The sequence below is a fragment of the Lactococcus nasutitermitis genome (assembly GCF_018403765.1).
Lineage (GTDB): Bacteria > Bacillota > Bacilli > Lactobacillales > Streptococcaceae > Lactococcus > Lactococcus nasutitermitis.
In genome coordinates this window covers 26880-53391 of sequence record NZ_BOVQ01000005.1, presented here as the reverse complement: position 1 = coordinate 53391, position 26512 = coordinate 26880, and the positions used below count along the sequence as shown (strand labels likewise).

At 40.2% G+C, this 26512-nt stretch carries 14 protein-coding genes; all 14 read right to left on the bottom strand.

What is annotated here, in order from left to right:
* Positions 1-645: 645 nt before the first annotated feature.
* On the bottom strand, positions 646-3156 hold the full coding sequence (locus KJS36_RS06070; protein ID WP_213535745.1) for a helicase-like domain-containing protein: 2511 nt from the start codon (positions 3154-3156) through the stop codon (positions 646-648).
* Positions 3153-8372 (bottom strand): N-6 DNA methylase, encoded by a 5220-nt coding sequence (locus KJS36_RS06065; protein ID WP_213535742.1) that lies wholly within the window; start codon positions 8370-8372, stop codon positions 3153-3155. Before KJS36_RS06065 ends, KJS36_RS06070 begins: the two co-directional genes overlap by 4 nt.
* Positions 8373-8545: 173 nt before the next feature.
* On the bottom strand, positions 8546-9547 hold the full coding sequence (locus KJS36_RS06060) for a nucleotidyl transferase AbiEii/AbiGii toxin family protein (protein ID WP_213535740.1): 1002 nt from the start codon (positions 9545-9547) through the stop codon (positions 8546-8548).
* A complete protein-coding gene (locus tag KJS36_RS06055; RefSeq protein ID WP_213535738.1) occupies positions 9547-10143 on the bottom strand; it encodes a DUF6088 family protein in 597 nt (198 codons plus the stop codon). The genes KJS36_RS06060 and KJS36_RS06055 overlap by 1 nt, the downstream gene beginning before the upstream one ends.
* Before the next feature lie 122 nt (positions 10144-10265).
* The gene (locus KJS36_RS06050; RefSeq protein WP_213535736.1) at positions 10266-13502 is read right to left on the bottom strand and encodes a death domain-containing protein; all 3237 of its coding nucleotides are present in this window, start codon (positions 13500-13502) and stop codon (positions 10266-10268) included.
* Positions 13503-14061: 559 nt separating this feature from the next.
* Entirely contained in the window at positions 14062-16239 is a 2178-nt protein-coding gene (locus KJS36_RS06045) for a toprim domain-containing protein (RefSeq protein WP_213535734.1), read from the bottom strand.
* Positions 16232-17206 carry a DNA-methyltransferase gene (locus tag KJS36_RS06040; RefSeq protein WP_213535733.1) on the bottom strand — a complete coding sequence of 325 codons (975 nt, stop codon included), beginning with the start codon at positions 17204-17206 and terminating at the stop codon, positions 16232-16234. Before KJS36_RS06040 ends, KJS36_RS06045 begins: the two co-directional genes overlap by 8 nt.
* Positions 17207-19024, bottom strand: a complete 1818-nt coding sequence (locus tag KJS36_RS06035) for a VirD4-like conjugal transfer protein, CD1115 family (RefSeq protein WP_213535732.1) — start codon at positions 19022-19024, stop codon at positions 17207-17209. It abuts the gene before it with no gap.
* The gene (locus KJS36_RS06030) at positions 19021-19542 is read right to left on the bottom strand and encodes a DUF3801 domain-containing protein (protein ID WP_213535731.1); all 522 of its coding nucleotides are present in this window, start codon (positions 19540-19542) and stop codon (positions 19021-19023) included. Before KJS36_RS06030 ends, KJS36_RS06035 begins: the two co-directional genes overlap by 4 nt.
* 379 nt (positions 19543-19921) lie before the next feature.
* Positions 19922-23065, bottom strand: coding sequence for a DEAD/DEAH box helicase (locus KJS36_RS06025; protein WP_213535730.1), 3144 nt, complete (start codon positions 23063-23065; stop codon positions 19922-19924).
* A complete protein-coding gene (locus tag KJS36_RS06020) occupies positions 23059-23868 on the bottom strand; it encodes a Hachiman antiphage defense system protein HamA (protein ID WP_213535729.1) in 810 nt (269 codons plus the stop codon). Before KJS36_RS06020 ends, KJS36_RS06025 begins: the two co-directional genes overlap by 7 nt.
* 167 nt (positions 23869-24035) lie before the next feature.
* On the bottom strand, positions 24036-24941 hold the full coding sequence (locus KJS36_RS06015; RefSeq protein ID WP_213535728.1) for a Fic family protein: 906 nt from the start codon (positions 24939-24941) through the stop codon (positions 24036-24038).
* Positions 24931-25911: a nucleotidyl transferase AbiEii/AbiGii toxin family protein gene (locus KJS36_RS06010; protein ID WP_213535727.1), complete on the bottom strand. Its 981-nt coding sequence runs from the start codon at positions 25909-25911 to the stop codon at positions 24931-24933. Before KJS36_RS06010 ends, KJS36_RS06015 begins: the two co-directional genes overlap by 11 nt.
* A 10-nt stretch (positions 25912-25921) precedes the next feature.
* On the bottom strand, positions 25922-26503 hold the full coding sequence (locus KJS36_RS06005; RefSeq protein ID WP_213535725.1) for a type IV toxin-antitoxin system AbiEi family antitoxin domain-containing protein: 582 nt from the start codon (positions 26501-26503) through the stop codon (positions 25922-25924).
* Positions 26504-26512 lie beyond the last annotated feature (9 nt).

Genomic DNA, 26512 nt, shown 5'->3' with positions numbered 1-26512 from the left:
CCCACCCTCTTACTCGACCTTGTGAGTTTCATTTATCATTATTTACTTTTCAAAGAACAAGTCTTGGGGCTATCCCTCCACTCACTTTCATGAGTTTCAACAGTACTGTGCCCCTACTCTCACGAGAATTAAGGAATTTCGGTTAAAAATCTTATATCCAACATTCCGCTAACAGGCGTTTGAAGTGAATGTTTCTCGCTTTCCACGTTCCAATGATTCTAGCTGTCCATCTATCCTTAGGTGCTCACTTTAAGCCTGAATGTTTATAGGGTCATGGTTCCCTATGCCGAATTTCATAACATGCACTTTTACTTTTCGGTAACATTCGTTGCGTTCGCAACTCTATTGTCTTTCGACAACGCCGACATTTAGACCTGTACATTCGCAAGTTCGTCAGTTCCTGTCAGGGAACATTCTCACCATAGATAGTTTATAGCGTCCCGGCTTATCCGCTGCCTTATGAGCCGCAAAGCTCACTTAGGCATTGTTCAGCCGACTTTACCTAACTCCATACCTGAAATCCCTGTTAGAATTTCACGCATGTAGGAGTATCAGACCAGTTGTTTCAGCCAACATGACGGCTTTCATTCCAACTGTCAAATCATTAGTTGTAATTTACCTCCTGTAAATCCTCGCTTTTCGTGCTTACGCACTTATAGCGAAACGTGTCGTACGCATGTTATCCTCAAACGGCTTGACAAGACGAGCTTCAATCGCTTCTGCTCTAGCCACCAAGCCCTCAATGTACTTGACTTGTTCAGGAGTGGTGTGGGACTCATGAACCACAGTTTTAGCTTTAGGGACGGGTAAATCAAGGTCTTCTGAGGTCTGAATATCCGCGACTTCCAGAAACATATTCCGCAGTTCTGGCATATTCCCAAACTTGGTAAACCGCCGCTTGGTTTTATAATTGCCTGCGACATTCAACTCAAAGACATCTTCAATGATCCCAAATGTTGAAACCCAACTGTCAAAGCTCCAGACGTCGTATTGCTGGAGCACGTCAGGTGCAAGGTACTTCATCATGGTATAAAGTTCCACCACGGAGTTAGAAATAGGGGTTCCTGTTGAAAAGAGCACGCGTTTATTATCGTACTGAGCGTGGAGATATTGGGTCTTCTGATCCATGTCCATGGCTTTCTGGCTCCGTGCATCTGAAATCCCTTTGACTTGTCCCAGCTGCGTTTCTGGGGCTAAATTTTTGTATCCTTGTGCCTCGTCCACGTTGAGTATATCAATACCCAGTTCTTCAAAATCAATAAAAGTATCAATATCTCGCTTTTGCAGTTTTTCAAGCCGTTCTTGGCAACTTTTTCGATACTGTTCAACCTTTTTAACAGTATGGCGCTGACCGCTCAGTTTAGCCAGGCGCATTTGACGCTCTGCCTTGTCAATCTCGTCCTCAATATAGCGTTCTTGATAGGCTTTAGACATCCCAATCTTGCCAAATTGAGAATCAGCCACCACGATAAAATCATAGTTGCCTGTCGCAATACGACTGATGAACCGCTTGCGATTATCCTTGGAAAAATCTTCCGAATGCGCAATCAAGACCTTACTTTCAGGGAAATACCGATAAATTTCTCGACCGAATTGGTCAATCAAGGGTTTTGGTATGACAAAAAGGGGCTTTTGAATCACCCCTAACTCTTTGAGTTTAAGATTGGCCGCAAGCATGGTCAAGGTTTTGCCTGACCCGACCTCATGAAACAGGCCTGCCCGTTGCTCTTGAATAATACGCATCATGGCATTTTTCTGGTGGGGCCGCAGCGTAAATTGTTTGGCAAGCCCTTGAACGGTTAAGTGACTGCCGTCATACTTTTTAGGAACCACCCGATTCATCTTTTCGTTATAAATCGAGACAATTTCTTCTTGCATCTCTGGATTTTTAAGCACCCATTCCTTGAAAGCTGCCTCAAACTGTTCGCCTTTCGCTTGTAATTCCGCTGTCGCGACTTCGTCCACAATATACTTAGGTTTAGCTTGTGGCGGATTATTGGGGTCCAATTTTTTAATTTCTAACGGCCGTTGATTAAGTAAACTTTGCGCCAGCTGCTCGCCATCATATCTTCCCACGCCGTATTGGTGCTCATTGGCGTCTGTCCCTTGATTGGCAACATGAACCGCATAGCTATCTGTGAGCTTATCGTATTCAATCGTCACTCCGTCAGGCTTTTGACCTAACGCGACTTCTAAAAAAGCCGCATACAAGGCCATCGGGATAAAGCGCGTTCCAAACTTATAATTGAGTTCACTGATGGTAATATCTTTAGGAATGACAGCTTCAAGTGCGACAATGTTCGCACTCCAGTCGCGGTCTTCAACGCCAAACTCTTGTTTCGTTTTTGCCTCGGCGAGCTTCGTTTTAACATCTCCTGAGAGATAATCTTCTCGTGTGGCATAACGTCCCTCGCCAACATAAAAAAGCTTGTCGCCAAGCTCTTTAATGATGTCTGCTTTACTTTGTGAATAGACGGCTGCCATATAGTCAAAATCAAGTCTTCCTTTATGATTAAGCGAGGCAAGGAGGGCATCTTCAGCCGTTTTCACTTCGATTTTCTTTGGTTGGGATTGAATGGTCGGCTCAAAAAAGACCGTTCCTTTGACTTTCATTAAGCGCTTGGTTTTTTCGTCCTCGACATCCACCTCAATCGAGGCCAGCAGCTGATAGTAGTCATCTTGCCGCATGAGTAACGAATTAGCTCGACTACTGACATGGCCGTACTTTTTGACAAAACTGTCATATTGCGTATTCAAAGACTGACGTAATTCCTCATAAGCAGCCACGTCATAATCTTCTTCATGTTGAATCGCAAGCAGCGCTTGGAGCGTTTTTCTGAGTTCAATCATGGCACTCATCGCTTGCACTTCCTTAGCTGAATAGTTGACATGATAAGTATAGGTCGTACTTTCTTTGACTTTTTGAGTCAAGAACCACTGCGCATTGGTTTGTCCCAACTCATACTGAGTCTCCCCTTGATTAAGCGTCCCCTCCTGCACTAAGGTTGCTCGTTCTGTATCGCTTAATCCTAAAGCCTCAAAAGCCCCATCATCAGAGTAAATCTCTCCCTCAATGACATCTACTTTGACTTGCTTGAATTGGTAATTGGGTGTTTCATCGTAAATTTGAGCTTTATTCTTGGTATAACGAGTCAACTGATTTTTACGGGTTTCATGAACGTTGAGCGTGACACTAGAAGACTTTTGAAAAAGGGTAATGGATGATAATAAGGTTTTCGATTAAAGACCATCAGGGTGTAAGGTTCAATCTCAGAAGTCACTTCCTCTGGTAGGTCAAGGTCTGACTTTTCCTCGATTTCATAAAGGGGACCAACTTCTTCGACTTTAAGATAATGCTCTTCTTCTTGAAAAACAAAGGCCGCTTGGAGTTTTTCAGAAATTTCCTCGTCCGAATAATTCGCTTTGATGGCTAATCGCCCACCATTAAACGTTTTAATTTTGATATCTCCTAAAACTTGTTCAGGGTGTGCTTCAAAATAGCGATTATAGAAAATTTGGTTGCCTTTATCATCCATTTTAGAAGTGGTTTCAATCCATTCAGGGATTTCTTCAGAATCCACCAAACTGCTGTCCTTTTGGAAAATCAGAATGTCGGAAGGTGTCTCCGTCCCCGCAATTTGTGCAAAAGCACGGTCAGGCAAGCGAATGGCTTTAAGGAGTCGAGCTTTTTGAGATAACTCGGTGCGAAAACGGGAATCGCGTTTGTCCATCGTGCCTGTGGAAGTAATGACGGCCACTAAACCGCCCTCATGGACTAAATCAAGTGCGCGCTTGATAAAATAATCATGGATCACATAGGGACGGTCACAATTTTTGTTGGTCAAGTGAATTTTGTCAGAAAATGGCACATTCGTGACCACTAAATCCATGGCATTCTCCGCAAAGTGTGTGGCTTCAAAGCCTTTAGCTTGGATATTGACGGTCTGTTGGAGTTGCTTAGCAATGCTTGCGGTCAGCGGGTCAATTTCCACCCCAAAGAGGTCAGAACCTGACTTCATAGACTCAGGCATTCCGTGAAAGAAATTCCCTGTTCCCATGGAGGGCTCCAAAATTCGTCCATTCTCAAAGCCTAAGTCAGAAAGGCCTTGGTAAATCGCCTGAATAATTTCTTGTGACGTATAAAAAGCCGTCAAGCTAGATGCACGAGCGGCCTTATATTCATCTTCTGATAGGAGTTGCTTGAGTTCTTCACGGTAATCTTCATAGCGCGGATTCTCCTCATCAAAAAGCGTATTGACAATCTCGCCATTGCCCCAGCCTACATACTTAGCTAAAAACGCTTGTTCCTCTACCGTCGCCATACGATGTTCCGCTTTAAGCGCTTTGACCAGTCGAATCGCCGCAAGATTGGCCTCAATCTTTTCATGGATAGACTTTGGATAAACTAACCCCGTCTCAGGAAAATGATAATCTAAGAGCGGGGAAGCTTGTATCGGCTCAGTTTCGGTTTCAAGCTGGTTCTCGTCCAGAACTGTTTCTTTTGACATAGGCATCTGTTCAGCTAAATAGCCTTGCTCAAATTCCTTTTGCAAAGCCCCAAAGGTTAAAGCCAAATCGCCAAATTCATGATAAGCTGCCTCAACTGTTTCTCGAATCAGTTGTTTATCATCTTCATTAAGCCATTCAAAGACGTACTTCTCTTGATGAACTCCATTGTCTTGTTGTAACAAAGAAGTGGCATAATATTCGTAAAAATCTGCGCGGTCTTTGTGAATCAAATAAAGGGCTCCGCCCACTTGGCGCGCTCGCAAGTCTTTCAGGTCAGCTAATTCTCCGAGATAAGCAGTTTTCAAGTGTTCAAGCGCGTTTAGTTGGGACATAGGTGTGTGATTTTCTGAGGCAGAAACGCCATTAATCCCGTCCTCTTTTTCCTCAGCTTTCGCCTCGTCCATGAAGTCAAAGAGAGAAATTTCACTTTTCGGCTGCTCTTGCGTAGCCGTAGATAAAAAGCCCGAATTATTTTCAATCGAAACATGCTTAGAAGTAACCAGCTGGTCATAGAGGTCCTGCCAAGAATGAATCCCTGTTCTGTCCAGTACAAATTCACTGAGCGACCCACCACGGCTATTTTTAATCCATGTTCGTAAGTTTTCAAAGTCTAGGTCTTCAAAAAGTGCTTCTCTAGAGTGGCTATAGCGTTCAATCGCAGCCTGTCGTTCTGAATTCGCAAGGGCACCTGTTCCTTTGAGAAAGGTTTGTCCTAAGCGCTCATGAGCGCTATTAAAAAAGCGAACTTCTAAAGTGGCATAACTGCTATCAATCTGAAACCACAAATCAGGCAACGGCGTCGCGAAATACTGCTCTGTTTGTTCTGCTTCCTCATGACTTTTTTCTTCTGCCAGTTCGTTTGGTTTTGCAGTCTGAATTTGGCTCAGCAATGCTTCAAATTGTCCCTTAAAATGAACAATCCCCGTGATTTGATCCGCTAAATCTGAGACCCCATAGTGCTCCGAATCAGCTTCAATCACCACCTCATTCAAAAGCCCATCAAAGCTGGTCTTAACAAGGGTTAGATTTTCACCTTCTTCCAAAATCACAAATTTTTCCTCTGGAAGGAGGGCTGTTTTGACCTGTGCTAAAACTTCTCTTGGACGGAGTCCCGTTTTTTCTTTCTCTCCCGAATGTTTAATTGTCTCAGTCTTATCAAGCGTATGCTTTAAAGCAAACCACTCTTGATATTCCAATTTTTCAGAAGAAGTCAAAAAATCTTCCTCTTTTATCAGTTTTGCTAGTGTTGCATTAAATTGAGCCCAAGTGAGTCGAAAACGGTCCGAATGTTCCTGAGAATTAAATTGTTCAAATTCCACTCCTTTTCCGTCATAATTGACAAAATAAGGACTGTCTCCAAACCCACTATGTCCACTTAACCCATATTCATTTTTTAGAAATTTCACGCGATCAGTCGCACGAGATGCTTCTTCAAAAAATTCATAAATCCGAAATTTACGATGACTGTTTTGTTGGGTTATTTCTTGTCGTAGCATCTCTTCATGGAGAACTTCTAACGCTTTTTCAGATAGCTTTTCACTTTCGACACTTTCCGCATCAGCGCTTTTTGCTTGATTAGGCAAAAATTGAAACAAGAAATTACGCGCTGCAGCATATTTTCTTTGTTCAAAGAGGGCTTCTTTTGCAAAACGGGTGCTCTCTAGCATTTGGTTCACTTGGAGTGCGGCAATTAACAGTTCACGGTAGCCAGCCCACTCTAGGGCTGGACGGATATTTTTTCTAACTTCCTGCCAGAGGTCATAATAAGCATTGGGCGTTTTGTCTTTCTCTGCCTGCCACACGGCTTTGAGCTTTTCATCAGTCAAGCTCCGCAGCTCTGAAACATGGTCCAAAAAAAGTTTTTCAATCGGACTGTTGGCTTGGTACTGTTCCTGCGGGGCAGGGGTTGCGGCATTAGACACATAAAATAGATAGGCCACATCATCGGTTTTAAGTTGCTCAAAGAGGGCTTGAACAGAATCAAGTGAGCTTTGAGCCTCCTCTTTCCAATGCTCAAAATTTTCGCGAAGTGTTGAGCCCTCAAAGTGTGGATAAACCGCAGCGACAAGCGCCTCAATCGCTTCTTTTTGCGTGCGGGAAAGCTCCCTTGAAGCGGGAAAGAGGTCAAACTCTCGCCCGCCCTCTGGATGATCGCGATAAATGAGATCACTCAGCACTTCTTCATAATATTGAGCTTTCCCTTTGGCGATTTGAAGATTGTCAAAGCCTTGGTAGTCTGTCAATTCTACTTCGGGATGTCCCTTTTTCCAATCCTCAAAGTTTGTCACAGCTTGACGATAATCTGTCCAATCTTGAATAAATGCATCATGGAGCTTTTGGAGCAGGGCCTCATCAGAAACTTTGGTTGGCTCAACAGTTTCGTTAAATTGGAGTGAAGTAAGTCCTTTTTCAAAAACATCAAAGACACGGGAGCGAATCGGGGTACTCATCGAATTCGTTTTGAAATCCCCTTGATCGGTAGCAACACCAAAAACCACTCTACGATCATCGTTGGTTCCAAGCTCTCGTCCTAGAAAGGCATAGTAAAACTGGACAGCTCCCTGAGTGGTTTCAATGTCGAAGGTATCATAAGCCCCAGATACATTATGTCCTTGTGCTTTGAGGTCTTGTTGGTGCATGTAAGAATCATAGAGCTTTTTATAGGCTGCTATCATCTCTTCATAGTACATTTCTGAGTTAGAAACAAGTAGCTTTTTGGCGGTCGAAGGGAAACTCTGAGGTTCAACAGTCGGCGATGAAATAATTTCTTTTTCTTGAAAAGCCACCTCTGACTTACTTTCACGTAAATCTTGATGAGCGGCTTTGGTTGAATCGCTGAGAACTGCTGTGTTAGGAATAGTTTTCGTGTCTGGTTGAGAAGCTTCTCTGTCTGGAAAAATTTCTTGTTCTTTGGGGCTTTCTTTTACTTCTGAAAATTTCTGATAGATGTCCTGCAAAAAGAGGTCAGCAATCACTGACTTTGCGGCCTCTTTTTCAAGCAAAGCACCATATAGAGATTGATTTTCTGGGTAATGCGCAATTAAAATTTCGTCAACAACTTCCACAAAAGGAAAACGAAAATCTTCAACAGAGTTCACCCGTGCGTAAGCAGGCAGTTTGGAATGATGAAGCAAGTCCTGTTTGACTTGATAAAGAATTTCAAAATAAACCCGACTGGGGAGATCAATCCCTGATTCTTGGTAATATTTCAAACTTTCCTGTTCCACTCGCTCAATCTGTTTCTCAGAAAACTGGTTTGAAATATCAAATACTGTAACCTTCTGGGCTTTGGTTGCTAAAGCTTTTTGACGTTTTAAAAGCTGTTGGTCAAAGCCCCGTGTAAAGGTATTGGCGAGATTGAGAACATGAAAAATTCTTTCCCTATCTGAAACCGCGATGACCTCTCGCATAATATCATCTTCTAATTCAATCTTTAACCCTGACTGAATTTCATAAATCCCGTAATGCGCGTAGAGATTATATAGAGCAATCCTTGTGGCAATTTCCTTTTCAGTTGCTGTAAATTGTTGGAGACTTGAAAGGTAGGGACTCAAAAAAGAGACCATGGCTTTTTGTCCTTCTGCCATCATAAAATCAGCGGAATTTTGGAAGTTGGAACTTGATAAATGCCCCACCAAAGCCATTTGTTCGAGCAGTTCTTGACTGTTTACTTCAACAACCCTTTGCTTTTTCTTTTGTATAACCTCCCCCTGTGGATAATCCTCGATAATGGTGTGAATGCTTTGTGCTTCAAAATGTTGGCTATTGAACGTGATAAAGTCTAAGACTTCAAGGGGCGTAGCTGTCATAAAATGGCGTATGAATTGGACGGGTGAATTATTTTTATTTGTTTCTTTTTCCATTCGGAAACTCCTCCTATTTTTTCGGGGAACGAAAAAAGCACACCACAAATTTGTGATGTGCTGCTAAAATAAGCAAGATTCCCCCATTTTATCCTGCTTATATTCTCAAATAACTGCTATAAAAGCCTAAAAAATGGTTTGCACTTGACCGCTAACCATTTTTACATTTTTTATCAAACACCAAGCTGATGAATTTCTTTCTCTAACTGTGCCAGCCCTTGCATAATCTCCTCAAAACTTGGTGCTTTCTCAAACATCATGGCTTGCATTGCGTCATAATCAGCTCTCAAATGCTCCAACTGTTCTTCTTTCGGTAAGAGTTTGAGAGTTGCGGGGACGGCCTCCTCATATTTCGCGGAATTATCCAAGTAGAATTTTTCCTTAAAAGCCACTACACGATTGAGCAAATCCAAATCCGCAAAGGCTTCTTCTTTGATCTCAGATTGAGCCAGTAAATATAAGTCATAATAGTGGCGAGAATAGCGCTTTGGTGTGAAATTGTGTCGGCGATTGGCTTCCTTGTGTAAAATAGTCGCCTTTCCCCAGAAAGTACGCTTCGCCTCAACGTTTGGAATAATGGTGCTAGGCTGAGAAAAAACATTGGGAAGTTTTTCCGCAATATAACTGGTAATCGTCCGATCTTTAACGGGTGTCCATGCTGCAAGGGGGCCAATCTCTAAACGAATTTCAGGGAGTATCCCAGCACTTGTAAAGTGTTTCGGATACTCAATAATGACCGTCTGCTTATCCTCTTCACGAACAAAGACATGAAAGCCTTGGAGTTGTTCTCGCTCCAAACAATCAATGAGTTCAGGGACTAAACTTTCTTCAATCCATTGCCCTGCTTCTTCATTGATTCGTGCATTAAAAAATTCTTGTTGGCGGTGTGAACGTTCCTGCCAAGCCTCCTCATCACTCAATCCTAGTAGCGACCAATCCATCACTAAATCAATATCTTCGGAAAAGCGTTTGATAATATTGTAACCCTTGGAAAGCGAGGTTCCGCCCTTAAAGGCAAAAGAGCGCCCAAATTTAGAATGATGAAATAGCAGTTCCAGAATCAAGACCACATAGAAATCTTTTTCAATAATTCCCTCGTTCATCTTCATCATCGGAGCAACAATCTGGAAACCTTCTTGGCGTTCTTTATCACTTCGTCTTGCAAAATCTAGCATTAAGCGACCTCTTTCATTTGTTTAATTTTTTCTTTAATCCAAACACGAGAATTTTTAGCGTCTTTTTCTAGGCGTTTGAGTTGGTTGTCTGTTAATTTTGAGACAATTTTCTTCAAAACAGGCTCTGTAACATTTTCTTCGCCTAATTGCTTTAGGGCTTCAATGACGAGTGATGATGTCTCAGCCATGAGGCTTTCGCGCTGCGTGACATGACGGAAAGAGATAATCCGTCCATCTTCCAACTGAACCTTTTTAGTGGGTCCGTCTGAAATATAATCATAGTGATTAGGAACTTGGGTATCTAGGCCTAATAGATTAAGGGCTAAGTCTTTAGCAGGCGCAATCTTCCAATTATTCTTACGAGCGATTGCCTTTGCAATTTCATCTGGTGTTGCTGGAATATTTTGTCCAAAAAGCTCACTATATTTTGGCTTTTGATAAATTCCGAGATGAATTCTTTCTAATAGTCCCTCCTTAGAAAGTTCAGACAGGGCAATCCTTATGGAATTATAAGCTCCTAATTTTTCAAAATCTGAAATAACAAAAATTTTTCCTCGTGGAGAGGCTTTAATTTTCGCCTCGATTTTTTCTTTCACCGACCTCATTATCTTTTACCTCTACAATCGTTACAGCTCACTTATTACTATTATACCAATATTCTTCTCTATTTTCAATTAACAAAAAGCACCTATTTTTTGTTAATTTTTAAGCAAATCTATCATTTCAAATGGATAGATGAATGATTATCTTTTTGAGGCAAAGGAAATTCTTCTTTGAAGTTGATAGCCCCTCTCGTTAAGTAATCAGACAACGACTCCTCAAAATAATGAGCAAATGGTTCGCTGTCTTCTGTCTCAATCGCATCAAATGACGCGGCACGCAGAGGAACATTAACACCACGACTTTCCCATTCCAAAGAGAGTTTGTCATAACTCTTTTGTTCATTTTCGTAATCATTCATACCGTCTTGTCTATCAGGATCGTCACTTTCCATTTCATTGATGTCCCGCGTCGTATCATAAATTTGATGAATGAGATTAAGAGTTAAGGCCACAAGTTCTTTGTCTGTCAAGCGAGACATCTCAAATGCTTCAAAAGATTGCTCTTCATAATACTCTATCTTTTCTATGTCCCTGCCTTGAATAGTTCCTGTCGCATAGACTGTTTGATCTATTACTTTTTGATAATAGCCGATTGAACTTTGTTTTGGTGCTTCACTTTTCAGAATCGACTCGCCTAGCTTCATCCCCTTTTCTACTTCTAGCATTTCCACCACCTTTCCAGCTGTCAAATCCACAGCTTCTAAAATCTCAACGACTGCCTCAAAGGGTAGCTCATGTTTTTCTAAGCTCGCAATTTCCCCTGGTTCATACCCAATTTCTGCAATACTTCCCTCATAGTCCACCCAATAATCTGTGGTGTCATCAAGGTAAGAGCGGTCACTAGAATAATCATCGGGTCCCTCATACTTTCCCCGATTAAATATAATGGGTATATCAACTGACTCATGATAGTGCTCCGTAAATTCAAGATGATCCATCATCCAATCTTGAATGGCCTCATATTTTTCTTGATTAAAGTTTGAAACCCATTCAAGCTTTTTATCCCACTCTGTTCTTAACTCAGGTGTAGCGTCTAGCTTGCGATAAAGAAAATCTACTACGCCCTCAACTTCTTCCCCAACATAGAAAACGGCTTGATGACGGTGTTTACTAAAAAGAATAAAGTCTGTATCCGAATAGTTGTTAACGGACTCAAAGCTAAGTCCTGGTAAATTAATTTCTATTCTGGGGTCTTGGGAAAAAGCTTTCCGATAGTCCTGAACTAACATCAACTGAAATTCTTTATCCAATAAACTGTCTTGGCTGGATAAAACACCGTCCTTTTCTAGCATAGAATTGGGAAATTGCCCAATTTCTTCAATCAGAGCTAAGTTTTTGAGCCTTAACCCCGCAAGTTCCTCCTGTTGTTTCGCTTGATAACGAGGGTAATTGTCCATATAAAATTGAAATTGTTCTCGCTCCTCTGGACTCGCCTGTTCAAGAGTTTCAATTTCTTCAACATCCATATCTGAAAATTCGACTTCTTCATTTCCTGACATATCGTAACCAATAGGTTCAAAATATCCTTGCTTACCTCGCTCAATAATACTAAAACTGATTATTTTGCCGTCTGTGTAAACGGGATTATAAAAAGTCGTGGCGATTTCATCCGACGCTTTGAGTAAAGGAAGCTCACCCACAATTTCTGCCCCTCCCTCAACCTCTTGCATCATCTCTAACGCCCAAGTTCTCAAATCAAGCCGCTGTGTCAATAAGGCCTGATGATCCATAAGTATTTTTTGAAGTTGTTTGGTCTCCACAATGCCCAGACTTTCTAAGGTTTCTTGCAAGCCTTGTTCCTTTAAGAGATTGTCGTAAATGGTGCGAACCGTCTCAGGGTTAGCATAATCCATCTCCCCCTCACTTGCGCCACTCGGAGCAGTAAAGCCCATTGTTCCGCCTTTTTGTGCCAATGAATAAAGCGTAGGCAAATCTAAATGAAAAGGGTGACTCTCCAAATAGTTTGAAATCTCATTTTCAATGTCCAATCGGGTCAATTCTGCATTCTTTACACCATTAAAATAGTTCAATTCATCGTCAAAAACATCGTACAAATCCTTGAACCAATCATTTTGTAAAATTAAATTGAGTTCTTGGTCTGTCCGTGGCGTAACAGGTGTACCAAGCTGCGCCACTTCCTCCCGTTCTTCTACAGACAATTCGCCATTGATACGCAGATAGCCCAAAGCCCCTTCTAAAAATTCTCTAGCTAACGGGTTAGGCCTTTTGTCAAATTTGACAGGTTCACCTGATAATTGTTGACCCGTTTGCAAATCTACTCCGTAAATATCGGTTCGATTTCGGTTAATAGAAGGAAATTTTTTGTAGGTATCACCAAGTCCCGTATAACTGTCATGGTAATAAATAAAATATTTTAATTGGCTTGCTTGATTAAGCAACTCTGCTTCTTTAGCACTAATTTCTACCGCTGTAAAACCAAGTAACTCTCCATCTTCCTTAGCAGTTGAGCGATAAAAATGTGCTTCGCCACCCATTTCTTCATAAACTTCAGGTTCTAGGACGTTCACAAAATGGTCTGCCGCAGCTTCCATCGCTTCGTCACTCGTTTCAAAAACTCCAAGTGTTCTAAAATCATTGTACTGTGTATCGTAAACCGCATAATATTTTTCTTCTACCAGTACCCCAATCTCTCTGAGATCTGCGGCATTAAGATAACCGTCCCGCTCCGCAAGTCTTAAAATGGAGCGATAGCCCTCAACTTCTTCACGACTAACCCCCTGTTCAAGCAAGTCATCAAGTATTCCTCCTTGGGGAACCTTTTCCATAAAGCCACTTGACAAATCTTGATCACTGTACCAATAAAGCAAAACATCTGAAAGGTCTGAAAAACCTTCCGTTTCATCTGCAGTTGTATAATAAAGTTTATCCTCATCAATCTCATCTTCCCACTCTTGAATGTCTTGCTGCACTCTTGTAGGCATTTCTTTATAGGGTTTAATCTGTATTCCTGCCTCTTCAACCATCTTTGAGAGATACGGAAACTGTTTGTCCAAAGCATGAATATCGCGTTTGATACGCTTGATTTCATCTGCTTCACTCCCTAATAATTTTTTGAATAAATCTTCAGGACTTAGGCTTTCTTCTAGGTAAAGTTCCATATAGTCCTTAAAAGCTGAATGATTTAAAATGGCGCTTAGAATGGTTTGAGGATTAGAGCTATGTTTGATAACCTCATTCGCATTATAATCCATAACTTCCAGTTCCTGTGTTGCTTCATTTTTTACAATCCTTAATTCCATGGGTTCGAGCGCTGACCAAAGTGCTACACCATTGGGAAGTTCTAAAGCGTTTAACTGCTCTAAACGTCTTTCAAGTAATTTGTTATTGTTCATCTCATCTCCTATTATTCTGTTTCAGAAAACAATCATTTCCTGAGTAAAACAAAAGCACTTGACCTTTTTGGGTCAAGTGCTTCTTTGGTTTATTTACTTATACTTTTTATTTCTCTTGATAAAAAACAGTCAGTTCTCTTTGACATTGTGTACAAATTCCCTCAATCATCAAGCCTTTCTCATTTAACTTTACATCACGGAAGTCCATATCCACATGCCCATAGCACGATGGACACCAAGCACTTGATAGGATTTTCTTCTGTCTCTCTAAGGATAGCTCATTCCAACGCTTTCTTGCTTTTGCGTCCCTAACATTTTGTTCTTTTTCTAGCACGATCAATCCATTCTTTTTCAGCCATTTTCTTCATCTATTTTATCAGAAAGTCCATTTTTTTACAAAAAGATTTTTTAAAAGGGAACTTTCTTGCTCGTAAACCTCCAAAAACGTGAACTATTGGCAAAATTAGCTTGTTAAAACGTGAAAAATCATTATTTTTACACCTCGAAAACGTGATAAATGATCCAAATTTACTCCTCAAAAACGTGGTTTTCTTCTTCTTTAGACTGAAATTCCCTTAGTGACGGGTAGATTTCCTTGAGCGGCAACGGCTTTTATTTTTTCTTGTTCCGTTTCTTTGGCCTGTTGGAGTCGCATGTCAAAGTTCTTTTTAGATTTTGAGCGTTTTTTTGCCGTCTTTGGCTTTTCATCTTCTGGCTGCTTTTGACCTTGCGCCGCCAGTTGGGCTTTCAAGGCCTCAATCACTTTTGCCTTCTCTGACAGTTCCTCAGCCAATGCTTTTCTACTTTTGACTTTTTCAGGGGTCTTTGGTAGTTCCTCCAAGGCGAAACGCTTTGCCAGGTTTTGACTTATGGCTTGGAGTTCTTGACTCAATTTCAAAAAAGGCGATTTCAGGGTATTGGTCATAGAAATTCTTGTGGCTTGGAGCGCCGTTCCCATTTGATTTCTTTTATTGAGAATTGCTACCTTTACTTGATCCACAAGCTCCAATAAGCGCTCATGAATCTGTGCTATAAGCCCTTTGACTTCTGTTTGAGTTTCCTCTTTTGACAAGGTCTTATTTTCCAAGACTTCCTTTTTAAATTGGTTGACCAGTCCCTCAATTTTTGAAAAATGCGCCGAGAGTAGGGCTTCTAGCTCTTCTTTTGTAAGGGGACTTTTTACCTCGCTCGGAGGTTCCTTAATAGGTTCTGCCTTTTGGGATGTCTCCCTCGGTTCAATGGTGGGAGTAGGCTGCGGTTGTTTCGCCTGTTCAACGACTAGATTTCCAGGGATTTCGTTTTGAGGTTGAGGAGCAGGAGGGGCTTGTGTAAAGAGATTAGTCATTTCATCGTCAAATTGCTGGGTTTCTTCAAGGAGCGTTTGCACCATTTCGTCCTGTGTTTCTTCTAAAGCAAGCAGGTCAAGCGGAGAAAATTCTTGGTCAATCAATTGCTCATAAAGCCCGTCTAAGCGAGCTTGATCCTCCTTTTTGAAATTCCATTGCAACTCACGGAGATGTTGTGCGGCGGTCGTTTGATTCGGTGTCTTTTTCTCCTCGTCCGCACGAGCTTTTTGCAGAAGATAAGCTTGTTCTGTTTCAGGTAACTTTAGAAAGCTCTCCCTTTTTTCTGATTTTTCACTAGGCTCATTTTTCATTGTCATCAATCCTTTCTGTCTTTTTAGTTCATCATTCCAATCATTTTTTGCTTGTCCGTCATGAAGCGGTGGGAAATCTGTCCGTGCATATTTGGGAGCATTAGAGTATTGAGCGATAAACCGTTTTGCAAAAGTTTTCCCTGCTTCATCGTGATCGTAGGCAAAGGTAATCAAATGCTCAGGCAAGCCCTCAATATTTCCCGCCAAGCGGTCAAAGGCCTCTAAAAATTTCTCCTTTTGGGCAAGGGTCAACTCCTCACGACCGTAAATCTCCGCAAGGTAGCGTGAGATGACTTGGGGCTTATAACCATCACTAGAAATCAGCTTGACATTTTTTAGTTCTGCCCGATGAAACTCATAATAACTCATTAAGTCAATCGGTGCTTCAAAAACAATCAAGCGTTCGGGTTGACCAATATCAAGCGTCATGCCCCCATAAGCTCCTGAATTTTTCAAAACCCGTTTTAAGTGTCCACTCGCGTGATCCTTGTGTAATTCTGGATAAGCCTGAATGCCTTGTACGCTGGCTCCCACCATGTGGTTGGGTTTGTCAAAATGTTTAAAGACCACTATTGGCTCATAAAAATGTCGGCCATCTTCTAGGGTATTGCGCCACTGAGATTGAGCAATCAAACCCTTTTCTTCAAAAAACTGAATGGTTGCTTGGGAAAGCCCCCGTTCTTCACTGAGATACTTCTCCGCAAGTTTTTTGTCGGCTTGATCTCTCAAGTAGTAATGAAAAGGTTGTGCTTTTGGAACTTTTTGAGCATCAAACGTTTGCCAGTCCGTCTGCGTCAGGTAAGCCACTGCTTCTTTGAAGTGCGCCCGACGTTCCTCAAAAGTTCGAGCATTAAAAAGAACCAAACTGACTAAGTCAACAGGCCCACCCCACAAATTTTCTGAGAACCAATTAAAACGATTCTTTCTGGGGTTGAGCCAGATACTTTGATGTCCCTCCCACTCATACATATTTGAACCAAGCGCCTTTAAGCCCAGTTGTTGGGCGACCTGAAAGATATTCGCCGATTGCGCTTGGTCTAAAAGTTGTTTCCGTTTTTCATGCGTTTGAATTTCAACCATGTTTACCCCCTTTCTCGTTTTTCGCACTCTTTTTCTGCTCTAGCCAAGTATTTCTTTCCCAGAAAACACCTGCCGCATAGCCTTGAATGGTAGCGTCTAGCTCTGCACGCTTTAATCTCACTTCGCCCCAAGCCGTGTAGCGCAAGCTTTGCTCAATTCCGACGTAGCGTCGTCCTAACTTTTTGGCGACGACTAAACTTGACCCAGAACCAGAAAAAGGGTCAAAGATAAGGTCGCCCCGATTAGAACTGGCTAAAATCAACTTTGCCAGCAACTTTTCAGGCTTTTGGGTAGGGTGTGCCGTATTTTCTGGCATTGACCAATAGGGGACTGAAATATCTGACCAAAAGTTAGAGGGCAGGGTATCTCTGAATTTCCCCTCTAGGGTTTCTTGCCAATCTTTAGGCTGTCCGTTTTCCTTATAGGGTGCCAGTACCTTATGGCGCATTTTGACTTCGGCTAGATTAAAGGTATAGTCCTTGGTATTGGTTAAAAACCAAACGTCCTCCATGCCATTTTTCCAGTTGGTAGAGTTCCCTCGTCCTTTCTCACGTTGCCACGTAATTCGATTTTGGATCAAGAAATATTGTGCAAAGATTGGGGCAATTTCTAAGCTTGTTTCCCAGTCCGCAAAAACATAGACCGTCGCATTTTCTTTGAGTAGTGGTTTTAGCCGTTCAATCCAAGCTACTGTATAGGCTTGGTAATCGGCAGCGCTCATCTTCTTGAAAGGCTTGCCCTCATAAGTTTTATTCAAATTATAGGGCGGGTCCACAATGGCTAAATCCGCAAATTGCTTGGGAAGACGGTTCATTAGCTCAAACGACTCACCACAAATGGAATGATTGATAATCGTTTCAAGGCTTTCTAAGGAATGGGCTTTTGTTAATATCCTCGCTAGCTGCGCTTGTGGAATGTCTTTGAGCGGCCAATCAAGCGTTTTGTTTTTAGGAGACTTCTGTTTCATCTATGCCGCCTCCTCGTGGGTCATGACACCATGGTCAATAATTTGTGTTGCTTTATCCAAAAATTCTTCCTCCTCATCCATATAGCGTTTATAGTAATACCAATTTGGGTCTTGTGGGTTTTGAGCCAATAATGCGGCATTCGGATGGTCATCCACCGTGTATTTTTTATCTTTAAAGACATACTGTCCTGAGATGAAAAGCAAAGCCGAATTGTTATTCAAGCGCCCAATCTCATCAGACGTAAAGAGGTCACGAGCTTGCTTTTGATAGCTTGTTGAACCACCCGACCGTCCGTGATTTTGCGTCCGATTCCGAATTGAAATGGTCTGCTTCCCTGCACGCTGTGAGAGATAGGCTGTGGTTTCTTTCTCATCCCCACCCAAAAAGAGCAGGCTGTCACAACTATTCAACAAAGTTTCCCAACCGTTCTTATACATAGTTTTGAGTTGTGCCAAGGCTTGCAAGATGATCACAATCGACATTTCTCGACTTCTAAAGGTGGCCAAAGCTTTATCAATATTTGGAATCCGACCGATGTTCGCAAACTCATCTAAGATAAAGCGCACATGTAAGAGTGATTTCCCATTTGACAATGTTCTCGTGCCTTGCATCACTTCATCTGCCTTTTTACGCAAGCGTTCCATAACGGTTGATAAAAACATGGCCGCAATGAAGTTATAGCTGTCATCTGTTTCTGGAATAGCCAAAAAGACCGCCGTCTTTTCCTCATTCCATGAATCTATATCCATCGTGTCTTCCGCAATCAGATTGACGACTTTCTCATGGTCAAAGACAGAAAAGCGGGTCGCCGCAATCGCTAGCGCGCTTGACCGCGTTTCTGCTTTGAAAAGGTCATTAAAGAGTGTCCACTGCTTATAGGCATAATTATTCGGGTGGCGAGCGTTTTGTTCTTCCATCCACTCCTCTACGACACTTGGAACCTTCGCCTCTTTGCGTTCAATATGGCGGAAAAGTTCTGAAACCATGCCAAGGTCTGGCGTATAATCATTATCTTGACCGTCAATCCACAAAAAGGTGATCATGGCGCGCGCAAGCAGGCCTTCCGCCCGTTGCCAGAAATCTTCGCTTTGATTATCTCCTTTTTTCGTCGCTTCTGAAATCGTCCCAAAGATTCGATCCACGTCCATTTCATCTTCTAAATAATGGAAAATATTAAAGCGGTCGCTATTCAAGAACGTGACTAAATCAAAGATTTTGACTTGATAGCCATTTTCTTCAAGCATTTTGCCACACTCCCGAACGAGCAAGCCTTTCGGGTCAGTTACAATATAACTTCCCAGCAGTTGCATGAGATTGGGCTTGACAAAGGTATAAGTTTTCCCTGAGCCTGGACCGCCCAGCACGACGATATTTTTATTTTTTTGGTAGCGATAATCAATCGCTTGGTTAATCAGCCCCATACGTGCTTTTTGTGTGTAGATAATATTATTCTCAGGTCTTAAGTCCGCAAAATGGCTGATTTCTTCTGGAAGCGCAAGCCGCGCTGAGCCATGTTCTTCATTATTGCGGTAAACGCCATGATCATTATTTCGGACATAAGCAATCAGTCCCGAAAAACCGCCAATGAGGGCAAATAAAAAACCGACCGAAGTCGGAACATATAGAAATTGGAAATTTTGCTCTGACAGGAGTTCTAATAAACCGTGATTAAAGAGGCTATTGAACTGGTCTGTCAGCGTTTGCCCTGGTAATCCTGTCAAAAAATCCCCCGACCAAAAGCCCAAAATAAAAAGCACTCCCGATAAAGTCAGGTAGTGCTTCAAATTTTTTTGATAGGGCCGTGTTCCATCACTCATCTCACACCTCCCATCTTTGGTGTAGCTTCTGCATCTTTGGCAGGGCGTCTAGCCACGCGAGATAGTCGCTCTGTTTCTTGAGTTTTCCCCGCTTTGAGTTTTTCTTCAAAAGTTTGTACATTTGGGTTTTTAACCAGTTGGCTTGCGACCTCGGCAGGGCGTGTTGTCAATTCTGACAAAATTCCCTCTAAGGCCTTTTTAGCTAAGGCTTCGTCTTTCACTTTGAAAAAGATATTGGTGCCATGTTCCACTCTCCTAAAAGCAAAAGGCAGACCTTGATCATCAAAATAATGCTTGACTTTTTTCAAATTCACCTCTTGCCTCAGAAATTTTGACGTGACGGGGTCTGTCGCATTGAGCAAACGGTGCAGTTTGTTTTGTCCTGTCGTTGGGGTATCTTGTCGCTCTAGCCAAGTGTGAAGCCCGTCACTGGACAAACTTTCTAGGATTTTGAGAATGGTGCGTAGCGTATTGGTTCCATTGACGACAAATTTATCAATTACTTGTTCTTGATTCATAGTCCTCCTTTTGAATAAAAAAGCCAATCAAATCATTGATTGGTAAAATACATAAAATTTTGATACACATTATTCTGAAATGCCCTGCTCGTTCATAAATTTATTAATAATCTCATTTTCTTGAGTTGAATTTTCTCCATTATCATGAGCAACTTCTACTAATGTTAAAAATCTAGTCAGAATAAAAAGTTTCGGCTCTTCGTGACTCCGAGTGGATTAAAGTTTCCAAAAAACCATATAACATAAGTATTTCCGCTATAATTTATCAGTATAAATAAAGTTCATACATTCTTTTTTCTGTTAACAATAAATTTTTCACTACCTCTTTCTTTATGAAAAATGAGCCAATTTTTTTGATTAGCTCGTCCTATTTATTTTTTTACAATTCATTCAAAACATGCCCAAAATAGGAAGGATATTCGGACAGGATTTCAGTAAGTATTACTTTATTATCCTTGATTGCACTTTTTATATTTGTTTTATTTGGGTTAAGAACAAATAAAACTTCAGCAATTCCTTGCGCAACTACACGATCCGAAAATCCTATTTCATATACTAAAATATCCTTCTTATTAGGCAAACCATACCTCATTTTTTGGCTTAATAAATTAAGTTTTCCTTTTATCCCATCACTGCTCGGGGCTACTGCATCCACAATTTCGGCAATTGCATTTACCACAATTATCGCTGAGTAACCGAAGCCATTATCACAAATTTCAATGATATCAGTCAATGAAATTTCTCTCTGCTTTGCTTTTGTCCGATTGTCTTTAACAGTAACTCTATTTTGTCTGCAATATTCCCAAATACTATAATAGTTTTCCCCATCAATCCATTTTACAAGTATATTTATAACTTCCCCCTCTTGAATAACTTTATTGATCGATTTACTTTCTGCATATATAATGAGTTGCGGCAAAATTAATCTTATCAAATCTTGTTCCGTTTCTGAGGAAACAAATAAATCGACATTTAACATAACCCAGCTATTTAATTTTTTCGATTGAAAAACTCCAAGTTGTGCTTTACTAAAAATAACAATATCGTTTTCCGAAATATTGTTTACTATATATTTTTGTATTACCCCAAATAAATCTACTAACTCAAGCTTTTCTTTATCACTAGCTAAATGAAAGCCTAAAGTTTGGCTAAGCACTTTTTGTATATCATATTCTTCGTTAAAGGAACTAGAATTTGAATCAAGAATGTAATTTTCTATTGCCTCAAGAGTATTTTCAAAAATAACCAAATTTTCTTCAAAAGTTTCTAAACCAACTTTATGGCCTTGTAACAATTTTCTCCATTCTTCTATGAGTTTAAAGTAGCTTGCTCTGTCAGAATATCTATTCCAAACTAAATCTTTGAAAGGAATAGGATATACCTGGGTTCCTTCTCTAAACTCAACCTTTTGCACTATTTTCAAAATATTACTAGAACATATTTCTGAATTACTAATCTCTAATAGTCGGACGTATTTTTCGAATCTCCATTGATTGTGCAATTGAAATCGTTTGGAGTAAACATCAGAATCTGCAAAAATGATACTTCCTTCCGTATATTTTCCCGCTCTTCCTGTTCTCCCAATCAGATTATGAAAATCTCGAACTTTAATTTCCTTTCCTGCTTGGTGGATACTTGTAACAATTAAATACTTAATTGGTAAGTTAACACCTTGAGCTAAGGTTGATGTACAGACTACACACCTTGATAAATTATTCTTAATAGCATACTCTACACAATTACGGATACCATTAGAAATACCACCATGGTGAACCAAAACACCTTTCCCTGCAGCTTTATAAAATTCATTCTCGGTTCCGTAATTTTGCTCAATCAACTCTGCCACTTTTTCATGTTCTTTATGTTTACAGAAATTGGCTAAGGAAGATATCTCATAGCCACGATCCTCAATCTCCAAAAATCGTTTCAAAGTGTTATTAGCAATTATTTTAGTGGGACAAAAAATTGCAACCCCTCCATTATGAATTAGCTTAATTGAGAAATAAATTCCCATGTCGCTCGTATTACCATATTCAGGAAATCTTCTTTGTCTTCTTTCTCTGCCTTTTCTCTCAAAATTAGTGACTTCAACAACTCGCGGAACAAAAAATTCTTCCTCATACGCATTTTCTGGGTTTACAAAATGTAAAATTCCATCTTCAAATTCCCCCCCTTCTCCCCAATCACTGAAGGCAACCGTTTTTTCAGATGACTTAATTGTACTATCAGCAATAACTCGCCCACTGCCATTATTAAACCAATCATTTAACTCTTCTGGATTAGGAATAACAGCAGAAATAAGTAATTTCTGAATATCCATCTTCCCATCCAAATAAAGCTTTATTGTTGACAATAATATCTCATAATTTGCTCCTCGCGATGCATCATCAAACAAATGAGCCTCATCAAAAATAGCTAACCCCATCTGCTCTAAAAGAGAGTTATCATTTCTAAGCAAGTAAAGAAATTTTTCAGGTGTCAAAACGATAATCTGCATTTTTTCTTCACGGATTCGAATTGATTCAAATAATTCTTCCGTGTTCGGTATATCAGAAAGTTGTGTTAAAACAAAACTTGAATTTGTTTTGAAATAACTGCTCAAGTCATCACTTATTTCTTTACATAACGCTCTAAATGGAGCTACTACAACAGCCAATTTAGTCCTATGAGAAAGAAAAGCAGACTGGATTGTTAAAGCAATCGAAGTTGTTTTTCCTGAACTCGTAGGCATTTGAATCACGCCAGAACTTCCACTAAAAACACCACCCATACCAAATCTAATTTGAGCAGGCCACAGTTCTGTCACTTTTTCTTGTTGCTTCAATTGTTCATTCCATATTTCACTACTAACATTAGAAAAAAGTGGCATTAAGTTCTGTGGTGAATGAAGAACCTTTTTCTTGAAAATTGCCAAAAGCGCATCAATCAGTAGTAATTCACGACTTGACCCCTCACCATAGACTTTCTTCTTAAAATTTTCAAAATATGTAAAATCTACATCAATGTTATGTTTCAAAAATGATTCATAATCGGAAACAAGCTTGATTAATTCTTTCTGATATTTTCCGTCAAGGAGGTTCATATCTAGCTTATTTTGTTCGCCTTTCAAAAGATACTCGATCAGAAATGCGATTCCAGATGATTCAAAATCATCTTCAAAATTCAGCTTTCGGATTAAAACCATTGAGCTGCCAATCATATCCGAAAAATAATAAGCAATTGAACCTAAGAGTAAATAATATTTTTGATGACTGAGTTCCAACTTTGATTGAAAAAGTGCATCAAAGAAACGTGAAGAAAATTCCAATTCCTTCTTATCTTCTTCGCTGACTAGGATTGGAATGGTTTCAGATTTCCAAATATTATTTGAGCTATTTCCAATCACACCAATCGCTATCAATAGTAATTCAATCGCATTCGACTCTACTTTAATATGCTCATCAAGAGGAACATCATATTCGAACATCTTTGATTTAGCTCTAGTTTTCTTTAGTAAATATTTTGATTTATTTTCAATTAACACTGACTGGCCCTCTCATATAGTTCTTTGATGAATTTCAATAATTGGTCAGAATAAATAACTAAAAGATTGAGATTCTGATTAATATTCTTTGTAACATCAACCTGTTTCACTAAGTCCTCACTGTATGAGCGGTTGGAATGAACAGCTACAGCACTGAAAACTAGTTTATAGGGTCTATCTGTTTTATTTTGAAACCTTTTAACCAGCTCTGCTTCTTTGAGCCTATTATATCCCCACAACCTTTGTACTTCAGCATTAAGTGACTCAGCTAATCGTAATTCATCATTTGATTTTATTGAATCATTAACAGCCTTTTGAAGCTTTGCTTCAGGCTTAGTTTCACTAGCTTGGGCCTTTACTTCTAGAACTTGCAATTCATCATTTGATGAATGTGAATTGACATTTTTACATTTATACCCCAAAACATCACTTCCCATAGGTGAGGAATTTCGATTAATTTTATTCCTATATCTAGTTCTTGTTGTGTAGTAACCTTGTATAAACTCGATATAATCACTAACTAAAATTTCTGCGAAGTCTCCAGACATTGTTGCTGCACCTAACCCAATATCTGGGTCAGGAAACTTAATTTGAGTTAGAAATTCTTGATTTGTAAGTCCCATATCTGGAACCAAAAAATCAAGCTCTTCGTCCGAACAGTATTCTTCCCTTAGATGCCTCGCCCACTCATTAATAATTGAAATATCGTGGTCTATCTTTAACTCATAGATTGTAACTATTTTTCCTTGATTAGTTACTAAATCAGATTTCTTTTGAAAATACTTTAAATGGGAATTTGACATTCTAAGCTCACTTCTTTTTTATTATCTTTAAAGCATAATATTCGTTGGACTGCATTTGGAAAAATGCTATCCCTAATAGTAATCTCCACATAATTGAAACACATCTTCCAAATGCAATTCCTTCTTAGAATTTGTGGAATCTTCTCCTAAGTGAAGCTAACAACCTATTATAATTTTAGATGTTTTTGTTTGTTGGCATCACTAGAAGACAACTTTGCCTGTTTTTGTTCAACTTCTTCCAGATGAGTATAAAAGTCTTTTTGGCTCTTGAAAGGTACAATCACAAGCTCATGCGTTCCCACAAACAATAGGTTATCTGTAAACCATTTGAGGTATTGGTCTGTCCGATAGCGAGAAGTCGTGGCCGCATTGGCTAGGACAAGGGCATCTCTGAAAAACTTAGAATTTTTCTTGAACGGTTCATTATTGACTTCAAAGCCCATGTGGCGTAAATACTTGATTAAAAAGACGGCTGACGTTCTGGTATTGCCCTCACGAAAAGGGTGGGTCTGCCAAATTCCAGAAACAAATTTCATCACTTGATCTGCAATTTCGTGCCTTGTCATCATGGAGTAATCCCGATTTTTCTCCATTTCAAAGTCATAAGCAAGATTATCCGCAATCATAGAAGCACTGGCATATTCGACACTTTTGCCGTTCAAAACAGGTTCTGTCTTCGTGATGTTTTCCGTCCGATAACGCCCCACTGGATAACGAAAGCTCTCAATGCCTTGAAAAAGGCGCTTGTGATAGTTGAGCAAGGTCACAGGACTCAGGCTAAAGCCTTCTTCTGCTAAAATCTGTGAAATCCGAAGAGACGAAATATCTGCTTCTTCAAAGCGTTTGTCGTCTTCTGATTGGTTCTCCGCATAATAACTTTTGACATTTTGCTCAACTTCCTGATAGCTGACTTTTCCATCAATATGGGCTTGGGCTTGTTGGACCATGTACTCAGACGGCTCTAAGCCATCTGTCTTTTGAAGTCCAAAAGCGGTTTCCCAAAGGTCTAACTTGTAGCGGCTGCTGTATTCGGTCTTTTCAACCTGATACGAACGTTCTTCATCAAAGGCCATTTTTTACCCCCTTTTGTGTTTTTTCACTTTCTCCATTTTGAACCTTGGAATTTTTGACAGCTTCATTTTGCGCCTCTTCCGCTTTTTCAAGACGCTCATAAAACTTCTTTTTATGAGATTGAGCTTCCAAAAGTTTTGAAGTAAAGGCTTTGACTGAGGCCATTACCTTTGAAAAGGAAATAGCTTTTGCAAAATCATGCTCCTCTTGATAGCGCAGCCAATGGTATTGCTGCAAATCTGACTGCTCTAGGAAATCAAGAATCTTCATGTATTCCTCTGGCTTAATCTCCCGATTTCTTTGCTTGAGCGTTTTTTGGAGCGCCGCAAGAATGATTGGGTAATCAATTTTGGGGTTCAACTTGGTCAAGAAATAAATATCATAGAGGTCTTTGGCTCTAGAATTTGTATCATCATAGCCCTCAGCTTTTTCCCCCTTACCAAAAGAAAGCGTCGCTTGAATTTTATCGGTCAAAATCTGCTCAAAAGAATAGGTATTCAGGACAATTGCCCCTTCCTCAAACATCAAGGGAACTAAAGTATCTTTATTAGGGGGCAATAAAATCTCGCCTGATGTTAAATCCAAATCGAGTGGATAGCGAGATTTGCCATTGATAAAGTTGATCCTAATATTAAAACCACTAAAACCATCCATATCCTGACGTGTGGGTCTAATCGAAATTCGCTCAAAATAGCGATGCCCCAACTCATCAGGACCTTCTAGGGTTTCCACAAATTTTTCTGCTTGTCCTCTTGTCCATGCCAGATTTTGAATGGTCGCATCTAAATCTTTGGTGCTCCGATGTTCCAATCCGTAGGTTGCGGTAAGTAGATAGCCCCCTTTTAGAATGAACTTGTCTCGATAATCTGAGGCACTAATCTTTTTTAGAAGTTGCTCCAAGCCAAACAGCTTAGAAACGTTTTTTAGTGGAGCCTTGGTTTCTGTTGCTTTTTGCTTAATGAGATTATTCATTTTTTGTTGGCTAAGCATACCTTACCTCCATTTGTTCAACCTGAGTTTCAATCCCGAAGAATTTTGCGTAATCATAGAGTCTATCCAAATCTTCAGGGGCACTAAAGTAATCATATAAAGCCTCTTTTTCCTCGTAAGTTGGAAAAGTCGTCTTTCTCAAAACATCTACGATAATGCGCTCTTTATTATAGGTTTTCACAGGATTTCCCTCTGGTGTCATAACCGTTTCGACACCCAACAGATATTCGTCTTTCGGCACAATTTTTGCTCGAATGTCCGTCTGACTAAAATTCTTATTGTAGCCTTGGGGGAAAGTAATGTAGAAGTAAGACGACAACACGGTGCTCAAATTCTGCAATTCAAAAGCAGAGAGGTCTGAGAAGATTCCTTTGGTATAAATTGATTGTAAGCTAAAATACTCATCTTCTAAGGCATCTGGTAAAACATACACACCCCGCCTAGGACGCTCAATATCCCCACGGTCAAACGCTTTTCTAAGCGTATCTTTATCAATGCCGTGTGCTTGTGCCACTTTGACAGGTAAAGTGCCATTATATTGTTCAAAAACTTGCATAACTTTATCACTCAACATGGGCTTTCC

What these genes read in the sequence shown, in the direction of transcription:
- KJS36_RS06015 (WP_213535728.1), bottom strand. Translation starts at nt 24,941, where the DNA reads ATGGCCTTTGATGAAGAACGTTCGTATCAGGTTGAAAAGACCGAATAC.
- KJS36_RS06060 (WP_213535740.1), bottom strand. Translation starts at nt 9,547, where the DNA reads ATGCTAGATTTTGCAAGACGAAGTGATAAAGAACGCCAAGAAGGTTTC.
- KJS36_RS06045 (WP_213535734.1), bottom strand. Translation starts at nt 16,239, where the DNA reads ATGGTTGAAATTCAAACGCATGAAAAACGGAAACAACTTTTAGACCAA.
- KJS36_RS06050 (WP_213535736.1), bottom strand. Translation starts at nt 13,502, where the DNA reads ATGAACAATAACAAATTACTTGAAAGACGTTTAGAGCAGTTAAACGCT.
- KJS36_RS06020 (WP_213535729.1), bottom strand. Translation starts at nt 23,868, where the DNA reads ATGTCAAATTCCCATTTAAAGTATTTTCAAAAGAAATCTGATTTAGTA.
- KJS36_RS06030 (WP_213535731.1), bottom strand. Translation starts at nt 19,542, where the DNA reads ATGAATCAAGAACAAGTAATTGATAAATTTGTCGTCAATGGAACCAAT.
- KJS36_RS06065 (WP_213535742.1), bottom strand. Translation starts at nt 8,372, where the DNA reads ATGGAAAAAGAAACAAATAAAAATAATTCACCCGTCCAATTCATACGC.
- KJS36_RS06010 (WP_213535727.1), bottom strand. Translation starts at nt 25,911, where the DNA reads ATGAATAATCTCATTAAGCAAAAAGCAACAGAAACCAAGGCTCCACTA.
- KJS36_RS06040 (WP_213535733.1), bottom strand. Translation starts at nt 17,206, where the DNA reads ATGAAACAGAAGTCTCCTAAAAACAAAACGCTTGATTGGCCGCTCAAA.
- KJS36_RS06035 (WP_213535732.1), bottom strand. Translation starts at nt 19,024, where the DNA reads ATGAGTGATGGAACACGGCCCTATCAAAAAAATTTGAAGCACTACCTG.
- KJS36_RS06005 (WP_213535725.1), bottom strand. Translation starts at nt 26,503, where the DNA reads ATGTTGAGTGATAAAGTTATGCAAGTTTTTGAACAATATAATGGCACT.